Consider the following 12,765-nt stretch of genomic DNA (forward strand, 5'->3'; position numbering starts at 1 on the left):
ATTTGTCTCGCCATCAGCGTCCGGTGCCGCCGTAGACGACGGCTTCCACCTTCTGCGCGTCCAGCCCGTACGCCGTGTGCAGCGCCTTGACGGCCTCGTTGAGCTGGTCGAGCGGAACGAGCGCGGCGATGCGGATCTCGGAGGTCGAGATCATCAGCACGTTGATGCCCTTTTCGCTGAGCGCCTTGAAGAAGCGCGCGGCGAGGCCGGAGTGCGTCTTCATGCCGACGCCGACGACGGCCACCTTGCCCACGTTCGGGTTGAGGTCGAAGGAGTTGTAGCCGAGGTTGTCCTGCTCCTGGATCAGCACCTCGCGCACGCGCTGCGCATCCTTGCCTGGCACGGTGAACGAGATGTCGGCGGTGCCGGTCGAAGCGCCGGCCTGCACGATCATGTCAACGTTCACGCCGATTTCGGCGAGACGTTCGAACACGCGGGCGGCCATGCCCGGTTCGTCGGTGACGCCGCGGACGGTCGCCAGCGATTCGCTGCTGTCATGCGCGACGCCGGAGATGATCGGCGTCTCCTGGCCGAGGTCGGGAAACAGATCGCCCATCGACTTGTCTTCGTGCTCATTCATGGTTCTTTTGCTCTCCGTGGGTGTTGCGTGGTTGGGTTGGTCGGAAGTCGGTCGCCGAAATCAGACGTTCGGCAGCGTGCTCGGATCGACGCCGTCGGGAACGACGAGCGTTCCGGAACGGTGGGAGAACGAGCTGCGCACATGCAGCGGCATCTTGAAACGCTGCGCGTATTCGACGCAGCGCAGCGCGAGCACCTTCGAGCCGCATGAGGACATCTCGAGGATCTCGTCGTAGCCGATCGACGGAATGCGGCGCGCGGTCGGCACGATGCGCGGGTCGGCGGTGAAGATGCCGTCCACGTCGGTGTAGATCTCGCAGATGTCGGCGTCGAGTGCCACCGCGAGCGCGACGGCGGACGTGTCGGAGCCGCCGCGGCCGAGCGTCGTCGCATCGCCGCGTTCGTTGCGTCCTTGGAAGCCGGCGACGATCGCGACGCTGCCGAGGTCGAGCGCGCGGCGCACACGGTCCGGCTTGACTGCGCGGATATGCGCGGCGCCGAACTGCGCGTCGGTCATGAATCCGGCCTGCGAGCCGGTGAACGAGTAGGCGTGGGAGCCGGCGGCGTGAATCGCCATCGCGAGCAGGCTCATCGAGATGCGCTCGCCGGCGGTCATCAGCATGTCCATTTCGCGGGCCGGCGGATCGGAGTCGATGCTCAACGCCTGGTCGATGAGGTCATCGGTCGTGTCGCCCATGGCGGAGACGACGACCGCCACATCGTTGCCGGCGTTCTTCGTTTCGATGATGCGTCGTGCCACACGCTTGATCGAGTCGGCGTCGGCGACGGACGAACCACCGTATTTCTGCACGATAAGAGCCACAACTATCCAATCTTCTCTGTGTTGTCTGTCTTGTTGTACGCATTGGGACCCGCGACTGTGCCCAGTGTACGCAGGAAGCTCGATTATTATATGAACGCGCCCGCACGACGCCGAGGCGCCTTCCCAGAATACGAAACGCCCTGGTTGGCGCTTGCGGGAGGCCATGTGCGTGGCGTGGGGGCGTTCAGACCTCGCGGCGTCCTTCGAGGGCGCGCGACAGCGTGATTTCGTCGGCGTATTCGAGGTCGCCGCCAACGGGCAGTCCGCTCGCCAGACGCGTCACCTTCACGTCGAGCGGCATGAGCAGACGGCTCAGGTACGTCGTCGTCGCCTCGCCTTCGATGTTCGGGTTGAGCGCGACGATGATCTCCTTGACTTCGTCGGTCTGTAGCCGGTTGAGCAGCTGCGCGATGTTGAGGTCGTTCGGGCCGACGTTGGCCATCGGATTGATCGCGCCGCCGAGCACATGGTAGAGCCCGCGGTATTCCCGCGTGCGTTCGATGCTCATGACGTCCTTCGGCTCCTCGACGACGCAGATCGTGCTGCGGTCGCGGCGCGGGTCGGCGCAGATCGCGCACGGGCTCGTCTCGCAGACGTTGCCGCACACGTCGCAGAACCGCACCTTCTGCTTGACTTCGGTGATTGATTCGACGAGCCGCTGCGCTTCGTCGTCCGGCGCGCCGAGCACGTAGAACGCGATGCGCTGCGCGCCTTTCGGCCCGATGCCGGGCAGACTCGCAAACGCGTCGATGAGGCGCTGGATCGCGCCGTCGTATGCCAATGCCATGCTTTCCTTCCTCGGCGTGCCGTTCAGCGCTCCTGCTGATTGCGCGGGTTCCTCGGGTCATCCGCCGCGAATTCTTCAACAGACTTCACATCGAATAATTCCTTGACTTCGTCGAGGCTCATCGTCTGGGATGAGGCGAGCGATTCGTCGTCGATTGAGTATTCATCCTCCTCCGGGTCGACCTGCGGCTGCGCGGACTGCGTGCTCTGCGCGTCCGTGGCTGCGGCGGCCGGTGCGGCGTCGTCGAGCTGTCCCCACGGATCGGCCGGCGCAGTCGTCTGCTCGTGGTGTGCCTGCGCCGCCTGCTGTTCGATCGACGATACGCGGCTGAAATCGATATGCGCCGGCTCGTCGTCACGATAGGCCCACGGGTCGATGCCCGCCTCGGTCATCGACGCGGCCGCCCCGTTCGGCGACGGAGTCGTCAACGGCGCATGCGCGCCGGCGTCCTGCGGCTGCGGCGGCTCTTGCGTCCCAGCCGACATCGTCGGCTGAGCGGTGGCGGGCGGGACGGACGGAGTCGGTGCTGAATTCGCCGCCGCGAACGGCGCATCGGCTGGCGCGGGGCTCGCCCAAGGATCGTAATCGGCCGGATGCGCTGCGGGCACGCCTCGATGAACGGCGTCGTCGGCAGCCTGCACGTCGTCGCTGGAGGACGGCTGCGCGGCATCCTGCGCGCCCGGCGTGCGACCGAGCTGCGCCTTGAGCGTCGCCTGCAGGTTCTCCTTCGCCAGTTGCGCCTTGATGCGCTGCTGCTGGTCGGCGGGCAGATGCTTGAACGGCGGAGCCGTCTGGCCGTCCTCCATCGTCGGCGTCGGCGCGAGTCGCACGTCGGGGCCGAAGACGCGGTGCACTTCGGCGCGCAGGATGTCGGTGACCTCGGTCCTGCCGTCGACGCTTTCCCTGCTCACGGCGAGCGCGAACGCGTACTTGTCCATCGGCGTGCCGAACTTGATCATCAGTTTGCGGCCGCCGGTGCGCCTGTCGGGAGCGAATTTGATGCGCGGCACCTTTGTGCGGTCCACATAGGCGCGCACATCGGCCGGCAGCGACGCCACGAGGCCGTCCCACAGCTCGTCCGGCGTGCCGTTCAGCGGCGCCGGCTGCGATCCGGCCTCGGCGAGCCGCTGCGCCTGGGAGGCCGCATGCATCGCCGCCGTCGCCGCATCCATCGCATGCTGTTCCTTCGACTGATGCGCCTGTTCGCGCGCATTCGGCGCAGGCTGCGCGGGCTGCGCACCGTGCATCGGCTGTGCTGCCTGTGTCGATTGGGTACCCTGCGTCGATTGCGCACTCTGCATCGATGGCGCAGACTGCATCGCCTGCGCGCCCGGCTGCCCGACCGTCGCCGCGTGCTGCGGCGTCGACTGTGCATGCGCGGACTGCGCGCTGCTACCGCTGTCGGAGCCGATGAATCCGCCGCCGGTCGCCGGCTTCGTCGGATCGGCCGCGGCGGCCACAGGCGCCTCATTGCCGCCGAGCGCGGCGTATCCGGTCTCGCGGCCTGCGAGCAGGCGCGCGGCGAGCAGCTCGAGACGCATGCGCGGCGACGTCGCCCCCGCCATATGCGTCAACGCCTCGTCGGTCTCCTCGGCCATCGCCGTCAGCGTCGCCAAACCGAGCGCCGTCGCCTGCCGATGCAGATCGTCGAGATCCTCGGCGGCCGCGTCGTCGCTGAGCACACGTTCGGCACGTTCGCCGCCGAGCGTGAGCACGAGCAGATCGCGGATGCGCGCAAGCAGATCCTCGACGAATCGGCGTGCGTCGTAGCCGCCGACAATGACCTTCTGGATGACGTCGTACAGTTTCGCGCCATCGTGATCGATGACGGCGTCGATCGCGGCGCCGATGAGCACATCCGGTGTGAAACCGAGCAGCGCGACGGCGGAATCATAAGTGATGTCGCCGTCGACGGCGCCGACCATCAGCTGATCAAGCACGGACAGCGTGTCGCGCACCGAACCGCCGCCAGCGCGCATCGCGAGCCTCAGCACGCCAGGTTCGGTCTCGATGTGCTCCTCTTCGCAGATCTTCTCGAGGTACGGCCCCATCGTCTCCGGCGGCACGAGGCGGAACGGATAATGGTGGGTGCGCGAGCGGATCGTGCCAATGACCTTCTCCGGCTCGGTCGTCGCGAAGATGAACATGACATGCTCCGGCGGTTCCTCGACGATCTTGAGCAGCGCATTGAATCCCTGCGGCGTCACCATGTGCGCCTCGTCGAGAATGAAGATCTTGTAGCGGTCGCGCGCGGGCGCGAAGCCGGCGCGCTCGCGCAGTTCGCGCGCGTCGTCGACGCCGTTGTGGCTCGCCGCGTCAATCTCCACGACGTCGATCGACCCCGGGCCGCCGGTCGCGAGATCACGGCAGCTGTCGCATACCCCGCAGGGATGGGAGGTCGGCCCCTCGACGCAGTTCACGCAGCGGGCGAGGATGCGCGCCGAGCTTGTCTTGCCGCATCCGCGCGGCCCCGAGAACAGGTACGCGTGCGTGAGCTTGTGTTCGTCGAGCGCGCGCATGAGCGGCAGCGTCACCTGATCCTGCCCGATGACGCCTTCGAACGTGTCCGGCCTATACCGGCGATAAAGCGCTAATGCCATGTTGCTTCCCGTTTCTCGATCGCGATTGCCTCGCTGTTCACTGCTCTTCTAAGGTACAGCCTGCTCACCCGAGCCGGCCGCCTGCGACCCCGCCGCGACGCATGCCTGCGCCGGACTCGCCGGACTTTCCCGACTCTCCGGTTCCACCCGACCTGCGGGACCCATCTGGGCCATCAGTTGCGACACGGACGAGGCCCGGCACGGGCATCCGCCGTCACATGGTCGACGAAGGGCACGTCGGTCGGCACATGCACGCTGACGCTGACATCGTCGCCAACCACCTCACAGCGCTGCAGATTCCCGGCGTTCGCGTCGCTCAGCCACGCCGCCACCGCGCACGGCGTGCCATCGCCTCGCCACAGCGCGGCGGCGGCGCCAAGCGCTGCCGTATCCGCCGCCGTGCGCGCCTGCGACTGCCGCAGCACGATGTCGCCGGCGCAGGCCAACGCGCTGACGAGCACGGCGGCCGCCACGACGAGCGCGACGCCGACGACCGTCGCCGAACCCTCATCCTCACGCCGCACATTCTCACGCCGCAACCGCGCAATACCGCGCTTCATCCGCGCGACGAACCCCGCGCTGCACGCCAGAGCGCGTGTACCCATCCTCGTCATCGTTCCCATCCCATCGTTGTCATCGTTGACCGTCATCGTTGCCATCACCGATCACTGTCGTCATCGGCGACCGTCGTTCTTCCACCGCACGCCGCAGTCGCGCGTTGCGCGCACTCGCGGATCCCGTTTCACACCGTTGTTCACGACATATCCTGCTTGACAACGACGGCGCGGCCGTGCACGGTCGCCGGCAATACGCCGAGCGGATCGGCGAGCACACGGCAGGTCGTCGTGACGGTGATGCGGTCGCCGCCGTCGGCGACCGCCACCTGCACGCCGGCCGGCGCGGCCACACCGTCGTCGCTGACGAGCGTGGCGCGCGCGACGTCGGCCGCCGCATCCTGACACGAGATCTGCGTGACGCTCGCACGCGCGAGATACAGCAGCAGTGCGGCCGTGACAACGACGACAGGCAGCACAACGGCGAACTCCGCCGTCGCCGCGCCGTCGTCATCGCCACACATCCACGCGCGCAGTCGTTTCCACAGACGTCGCATGCCGCACCTCTCAGACGCTCAGCGCCTTCTTGACGATGTTCGTCAGCAGCGTCTTGATCACGTCCGACTTGAGCAGCGCAACGAGCACCGCCGCGAAGCCGGTGGCCGCGACGAGCACGACCGCGTATTCGGCGGTCGCGGCGCCCTCCTCCGGCTGCGCGGTCAGCGTGCGCATCCTCGAGTCGAGCATGACGGCGGCGCGCGTCATGCGCTGGCCGATATCGTGCAACGGCCGGCCGGTGTCCATCGTGTCGATGCCGATGCCGTCATCGAGTGAGATCATGTTCTGCATTGCCAACTCCTTTGTTCGCTTGTGTTTGATTGTTGTAGGTTGTGGTTGTCGTGTTTGTTGATTTTGGTTGTTCGTTGATCGCCGCGTCGATGGGCGGTCGCGTGTTTCACGTGACTGATGTGTTTCACATGAAACGCGTCGATCAACTCATCGCGCAATCGATTCATCGCGCAATCAACTCATTGCGCGAAGGAGATGATCGTCGGGATGACGGCGATGCACAGGAACGCGGGCAGGAAGCACAGCCCCATCGGCAGCAATAGCCGCACCGAAAGCCGTGAGGCGGCCCGTTCGATCTCCATACGCTCCGTCGTCTCGAGCTGCTCCATCGTCGCGTCAATCCGATCGCCGGCGGCGACGCCTTCGTTCCACGACTCGCGCAGCGTCGCGCACACCGTCGCGGCGACGTCGGCGATCTGCGGATCGTCGGCGGCACAGGTCCATGCGTCGTCCCAGGACGCGCCGGCCGACAGTTCGTCACAGACGGCGGCGAACGCTTCGGCGCATGAGCCAGCACAACATGTGCCGACCGCACGCAGCGCATGCGGAATCGACGCGCCGCTTTCCAACGCGGCGCCCAACAGCTGCAGCACGAGCGGCGCACTCGGCACCCAGTCCTCGCACACACGGCCGGGCAGTGCGCGCAGCCGGACACCAACACATGGTTCGGCGAGCGCCGCGAACACCGCGAATCCCGCGCAGACGGCCGCGCACCAGGCCCATCCGTCACCCATATCCTGCTCCCGTCAGTCATCATCCACCCCCGTCCGTCGCATGAGTCGATGCATCCACACGGCGCCGAGCGCATAGCAGACGACACCGAGTCCCAGACAGCACATGCCCTGCCAGGAGCCGAAGAGGACACCGATCGGGTTGGCACCGAGCACCTCGCCGAGGACAACGGTGACGGCCGGCAGCCCGAGCAGCATCTTCACCGTCGACTGCGGCACGGCGAAGGCGTTGCGCCTGAGCTCCTCGCGCATATGGATGCGCACATGCGCGGCACGCACCGCCTCGACGCAGCGCGCCGTCGGGCAACCCAGACGCAGGCCGAGACGGCAGGCGGCGCGCAGGCCATGCGAGGCATGCCGGATCTCCGCCGCCGTCTCCCCCGGCAGCGCGCTCGCGCGCAGCGCGCCGGCGAGCAGTCCGACGTCGATGTCGCCGTTGCAATCGGTCATCGTCATGGCTCGCGCGGATTGCGGATCGTCGGCATGCGCCTGCGCAGCAAAGCATCGGCCGAAGGCCGCGTGCACGTCACGCCCCGCACGCAGCATTGCGGCGAGCCCCGCCAGTTGCGCGCCGATGCCGACACGACGTCCAGAATCACGTCCCTCGCCACGCACAGCGGCGCCAAGCACGCCGCCGCGCCCACTGTCATCCGTCGCACGATGCGCATGCGGCGCGAGAGAGCCGAGACGCGCGTCAACACCCTCGTGAAGCAACACGGCGAGGAACACGCCCACCGCCGCCAGCATCGCCCACGGCATCGCACCACCTCCTTAGAAAATCGGACCAAGCCGGACCGGTCACCGTCGCGCCCGATCCGTCACGCGCGACGATGCGCCGACCGCACAATCTGCCGTCGCGGCAGTCGAGCATGCCGATCTGCGCGATGCGGCGCCTGCCGCCGACGCGTTCCAGATGGATGAGCACATCGAAGGCGCCGTCGGCGAGCCGTTCAAGCGCGTCCGGTGCCACGCCGGCGAGCATGCCAAGCGCGATGAGCCGCGACGGCACATGTTCGACGCCATCGGCGTGGATCGTGCTCAGCGAGCCGCGATGCCCCGAATTGAGCGCCCTGAGCAGGTCGACCACCTCCTCGCCGCGCACTTCGCCGACGACGATCCGGTCGGGACGCATGCGCAGCGTCGCCTTGACGAGATCAGGCAATCCGACTTGTCCGGCGCCTTCGACGTTCGCGTCGCGCGCGATGAGCGACACGACGTGCGGATGTGGCACCGCGGCGAGTTCACGCACCTCCTCCACCGTCACGATCCGCTCGTTCGGCTCGCAGCTGGCGAGCAGCGCCTTGAGCAACGTCGTCTTGCCGGTGCCGGTCGCGCCCGAGACGAGCATGTTCGCCTTGGCGCGCACGAGCATGCGCAGCATCGGCGTCCATTGGGCTGGGAACATGCCGGCCGCGGCGAGCGATTCCAGATCGGGACGCGCGCGGTCGGGGAAACGGATGGAGATCGACGCGCCCTGCGGCACGATCGGCGCGATGACGGCATGCACACGCGTGCCGTCGTCGGCGGCCGCGTCAGCGATTGGCTGCGTCTCGTCGAGCCGTACGCCCAGCTGCGCGCACAATCGCACGGCCAGGTCGCGCAGCACCGCCGGATCGTCGAGCGGAATCGCCGTGTGCGCCAGCTGCATGCCGCGGCCGGCGTCGAACCAGACGGCGCCGTCGCAGGTCACGACGATGTCGGTGATGCGTCTGTCGCCGCCGAGCGCGGCAAGCGGGCCGAGTTCGAGCGTCGTGCACGCAGCGATGTTCATCACATCCTCCTCACCCTCACCGCAGCGTCCCACTGAGGTCGCAGACGCGCTCCACCTGTTGGGCGAGCCTGTCGATCACGAGCGCGTTGCGTTTCGGCACGGCGCGGATGCCGAGGCCTTCGAGGATGTCCCCGCATAGCTTGGCGTCGTTGCGGATCGTGCCGATGATGTCCTTGCCGAGGTAGGATTTCGCGTCCGACACGTCGACGACGCCGCGCAGCCGCGCCGGCCCATGCGGTTCGACGCCGATGACGGCGACGACGTCACCCGGATGTTCGGCGACCGGCCGCGAAGGTTGCCCCGGCCCAGGCGGCATCGTCCGACGGTCAACGCTTTCCTGACCTTGCCGTTCCAGCCAATCGAGATGCGCACGGCCGCGCGCGAGCCCGAGCACCGACAGTTCGACAACAACGACATGCGCCGCTTCGATGAGCGTCGGCGATTCGGCAATTGTCGTGCCCGGCCCGGCGTCCACGACGACGATCTCGTCGCAGGCGGCGAGCGCGTGAACGGCGGCGTCGAGCTCCCACGGCTTCGGCGCGTCGCCGTTCCACGCGTTGTAGGCGAGCACCTTCACGCTGCCCCACTTCGGCAACTGCCGATACAACGCCGAGCCGCTCAGCTGTCCGAGCGGCGCATGCACGTCGTACCAACGCGAACCCTGTTCATGTTCGATGCCGAGCAGCACGTCGAGACCGCCACCGCCCATGCGCACGTCCGCATCGACGAGCGCCGCCGGCGCATGATGGACGGCGAGCGACCGCGCCAGCAGCGCGGCGATCGTCGACGTGCCGGCGCCACCGCTCGCCGACGACACCGTGATGACGTTGCCGCCGGACAGTTCGATCGCCTCGCGACACGCGTCGGCGCGGCGCATCGTCTCCTGCGGGCGCGGCCGATACGGCTGCGCGCCGGAATCTCCCCGCGGCGGCATGTAGTACCGTTGCGGCTCGTTCGTGCTGCGGGACGCGCTGAACACGGCCATCGGCCGGCTCATCGCCCCTTGTCCATCTGCATACGCAGGCATCATCGCCAATGTGTTCATGGCTCGATTGAACGACGTACACTCCGCCGTGCACAATCCGGACGGGGGTATGTGTACGGACGGTCCGGTTATCCACATTTCTCCGAGTGCGAACGACGCAATCATCTCATTGTGAACATCGGCCCGGCAGTAGGGATGACAACATCTGCAGCGACCGCCCGCGCAACCCGAAATCGCCGACTTTTCGCCGCCGCCGGCGTCCCCTCGGCGTGTCTGCGCGCCGCGCGGCACGCCCGTCAACCCGCACAACCATGCACCGAACATGGAGCGAACATCCATCGAACATGAAAAAGGGACCCACCGAAGTGGGTCCCTCACAAGTCCAACTGCGCAGAATCTCTGCACAACCTCATCGTTGCAACGGTAAGTCTTTCCAATACCCGCCCAACGTAATAATCTTGCTGATCATATACTTTTTGTGGGTCTGCTATTCAGTTGTTCTTGTACTTGCTAATTATGCTCGATTCATCCGGCTTCGCAAGTCGGAACAGCCTTCTTCGGCGCGATGTTCGCATTTTTTCCGTTTTGTGCAACGCGACGCTGAACGCAACACGAAAACGAGCCATATTGTCCATTCCACAGGTCCGCATGTTCATTCGAACACCGCTCTCGGCGTGTCGCAATTCCGTCCGAACGACCTCCAACCGACCTCCGAGCCCGACGCCAGCCGTCGCCACGCCCCTCCCACGCGCCGACGTAGGTAAAGTTTGTGCAACGAAAGCAGATTTTTTCGACATTCCCAGTGATTTCTCGGCCACCACCCCCTAGAGTAGTGTGCATGGCACAGATTTTTGACGCACCTTCGAAGGCGATTCTGCGCAGCCAGATCGCCGAACATATCGCAGAGACGGACAAGACCGACAAACGCGAGACGCTCAGCGGCGAACAGCCGTTGCCGCCGGACCGCTTCTTCGACCGCGAGCTCAGCTGGCTCAAGTTCAACAAGCGCGTGCTCGAACTCGCCCAGGACGAGGACATCCCGATCATCGAACGCGCGAACTTCGCGGCGATCTTCGCGAACAACCTCGACGAGTTCTTCATGGTCCGCGTCGCCGGCCTCAAGCGTCGCATCGACACCGGCATCGCCGTGACGAGCCCGTCCGGCCTGAGCCCGCGCCAGCAGATGCGTGCGATCTCCGAACAGGCGCACAAGCTGCAGGACGAGCATGCCCACTACGTTGTCGACCACATCCTTCCGGACCTCGCGAAGGAGAACATCAAGCTGCTGAGCTGGGACAAGCTCACGATCAGCGAGCAGGAGCGCCTGTCGCGCTACTTCCGCCAGCAGATCTTCCCGGTGCTCACGCCGCTCGCCGTCGACCCGGCGCACCCCTTCCCCTACATCTCCGGCAACTCGCTCAACCTGGCGATCATCGTCGAGAACCCGGCCTCCGGCAAGTCGCACTTCGCGCGAGTCAAGATCCCGGACAACATCAACCGCCTCGTGCCGGTCGACGATATGACCGAGGACGATTCCGACGAAGTGCGCTACGGCTTCATCACGATGGAGAACCTGATCATCGCGCATCTCGAGACGCTGTTCCCCGGCATGATCATCAAGGAGGCGCGTTCGTTCCGCGTGACGCGCAACGAGGACATCGAGGTCGAGGAGGACGACGCCGAGAACCTGCTCAACGCGATCGAGAAGGAGCTGCTGCGCCGCCGCTTCGGCCCTCCGATCCGCCTCGAGATCTCCGATGAGACGTCGCCATTCCTCTCCCAGCTGCTCGCCGACCAGATGGGCGTCACGCCGGAGGAGGTGTATCGTCTGCCCGCGCCGCTCGACGCGACGGTGCTCTTCGAGCTCGGCAGCATCGACCGTCCGGACCTCAAGTTCCGTCCCTTCGTACCGACGACGAACCGCCAGATCGCGCAGGTCGAATCGAGCCGTGCGCAGGACATCTTCGCGGCGATCCGCGAAGGCGACATCCTGCTGCACCACCCCTACGACTCGTTCTCGACGTCGGTGCAGGCGTTCCTCGCGCAGGCAGCCGCCGACCCGAAGGTCCTCGCAATCAAGCAGACGCTGTACCGCACGTCGAGCAATTCGCCGATCATCGACGCGCTCATCGACGCCGCACACGCCGGCAAGCAGGTGCTCGCGCTCGTCGAGCTCAAGGCGCGCTTCGACGAGGACGCGAACATCGCGTGGGCGCGCAAGCTCGAACGCGCCGGTGTGCACGTCGTCTACGGCATCGTCGGACTCAAGACGCACTGCAAGCTCTCGCTCGTCGTACGCCAGGAGGCGGATGGCCTCAAGCGCTACTGCCATGTGGGTACCGGCAACTACAACCCGAAGACAGCGCGCCTGTACACCGACCTCGGCCTGCTCACGTGCGATCCCGTCGTCGGTCAGGACATGACGCGCCTGTTCAACCAGCTGAGCGGCTACGCGCCGAAGTCGAGCTTCCATCGTCTGCTTGTCGCGCCGCGCACCGTGCGCTCCGGCCTCATCCAGCGCATCCGCCGCGAGGAGGACGCCGCGCGCGCCGGCAAGGAAGCGTGGATCAAGATCAAGGTGAACTCTATCGTCGACGAAAAGACGATCGACGCCCTCTACCGCGCAAGCCAGGCAGGCGTGAAGATCGACATCGTAGAGCGCGGCATCTGCTCGCTCAAGCCGGGCGTGCCCGGACTGAGCGAGAACATCCGCGTGCGTTCGATCCTCGGCCGTTTCCTCGAGCACAGCCGCATCTACGCGTTCGCGAACTCCGACGGCCCGCAGATCGGCGAAGGCCCGATCTCCGGGCCGGAGGTGTGGATCGGTTCCGCCGACCTGATGCACCGCAACCTCGACCGCCGCGTCGAGGCGCTCGTGCGCATCACCGTGCCCGAGCAGATCGACGAACTCATCAAGTACATCGATCTACAGATGGCCGATTCGACGTCGAGCTGGCATATGCAGTCCGATGGCACCTACGTGCGCCATTCGAAGGATGCCGACGGTCGCCCGCTCGTCGACAGCCAGGAATACCTGATCCGCAAGCATCAGCGTCGCCCCAGCGCGCATAACTGATCACACAGCT

The 12,765-nt window shown here is 66.3% G+C and carries 12 protein-coding genes; 1 reads left to right on the forward strand and 11 read right to left on the reverse strand.

Annotated features, from left to right (window positions below):
* Nucleotides 1–13: 13 nt before the first annotated feature.
* The 11 genes from G606_RS0103285 to G606_RS0103335 form a co-directional block, all read right to left on the reverse strand.
* Nucleotides 14–580, reverse strand: coding sequence for an ACT domain-containing protein (locus G606_RS0103285; RefSeq protein WP_026644759.1), 567 nt, complete (start codon nucleotides 578–580; stop codon nucleotides 14–16).
* Between the two features lie 60 nt (nucleotides 581–640).
* Complete coding sequence (locus tag G606_RS0103290; protein WP_026644760.1) at nucleotides 641–1,402, reverse strand: aspartate kinase; 762 nt, start codon at nucleotides 1,400–1,402, stop codon at nucleotides 641–643.
* A 184-nt stretch (nucleotides 1,403–1,586) separates the two neighbouring features.
* Entirely contained in the window at nucleotides 1,587–2,189 is a 603-nt protein-coding gene (recR, locus tag G606_RS0103295) for a recombination mediator RecR (protein ID WP_026644761.1), read from the reverse strand.
* A 23-nt stretch (nucleotides 2,190–2,212) separates the two neighbouring features.
* Nucleotides 2,213–4,789, reverse strand: a complete 2,577-nt coding sequence (dnaX, locus tag G606_RS0103300; protein WP_026644762.1) for a DNA polymerase III subunit gamma/tau — start codon at nucleotides 4,787–4,789, stop codon at nucleotides 2,213–2,215.
* Between the two features lie 173 nt (nucleotides 4,790–4,962).
* The gene (locus G606_RS0103305; RefSeq protein WP_196799995.1) at nucleotides 4,963–5,394 is read right to left on the reverse strand and encodes an Rv3654c family TadE-like protein; all 432 of its coding nucleotides are present in this window, start codon (nucleotides 5,392–5,394) and stop codon (nucleotides 4,963–4,965) included.
* Between the two features lie 149 nt (nucleotides 5,395–5,543).
* Complete coding sequence (locus G606_RS0103310; RefSeq protein ID WP_051198465.1) at nucleotides 5,544–5,900, reverse strand: TadE/TadG family type IV pilus assembly protein; 357 nt, start codon at nucleotides 5,898–5,900, stop codon at nucleotides 5,544–5,546.
* A 10-nt stretch (nucleotides 5,901–5,910) separates the two neighbouring features.
* Nucleotides 5,911–6,147: a DUF4244 domain-containing protein gene (locus G606_RS0103315; protein WP_231371414.1), complete on the reverse strand. Its 237-nt coding sequence runs from the start codon at nucleotides 6,145–6,147 to the stop codon at nucleotides 5,911–5,913.
* Between the two features lie 224 nt (nucleotides 6,148–6,371).
* The gene (locus tag G606_RS0103320; protein ID WP_026644766.1) at nucleotides 6,372–6,926 is read right to left on the reverse strand and encodes a type II secretion system F family protein; all 555 of its coding nucleotides are present in this window, start codon (nucleotides 6,924–6,926) and stop codon (nucleotides 6,372–6,374) included.
* Between the two features lie 12 nt (nucleotides 6,927–6,938).
* On the reverse strand, nucleotides 6,939–7,682 hold the full coding sequence (locus G606_RS10670) for a type II secretion system F family protein (protein ID WP_051198466.1): 744 nt from the start codon (nucleotides 7,680–7,682) through the stop codon (nucleotides 6,939–6,941).
* The gene (locus G606_RS09745) at nucleotides 7,618–8,694 is read right to left on the reverse strand and encodes a CpaF family protein (protein WP_081663977.1); all 1,077 of its coding nucleotides are present in this window, start codon (nucleotides 8,692–8,694) and stop codon (nucleotides 7,618–7,620) included. Before G606_RS09745 ends, G606_RS10670 begins: the two co-directional genes overlap by 65 nt.
* Before the next feature lie 16 nt (nucleotides 8,695–8,710).
* On the reverse strand, nucleotides 8,711–9,691 hold the full coding sequence (locus G606_RS0103335; RefSeq protein WP_231371396.1) for a septum formation initiator: 981 nt from the start codon (nucleotides 9,689–9,691) through the stop codon (nucleotides 8,711–8,713).
* Nucleotides 9,692–10,517: 826 nt separating this feature from the next.
* Between G606_RS0103335 and G606_RS0103340 the strand changes: the two genes are divergently transcribed.
* Nucleotides 10,518–12,755 (forward strand): RNA degradosome polyphosphate kinase, encoded by a 2,238-nt coding sequence (locus G606_RS0103340; RefSeq protein WP_026644768.1) that lies wholly within the window; start codon nucleotides 10,518–10,520, stop codon nucleotides 12,753–12,755.
* Nucleotides 12,756–12,765: the final 10 nt, after the last annotated feature.

This window comes from Bifidobacterium sp. AGR2158, assembly GCF_000424225.1.
Lineage (GTDB): Bacteria > Actinomycetota > Actinomycetes > Actinomycetales > Bifidobacteriaceae > Bifidobacterium > Bifidobacterium anseris.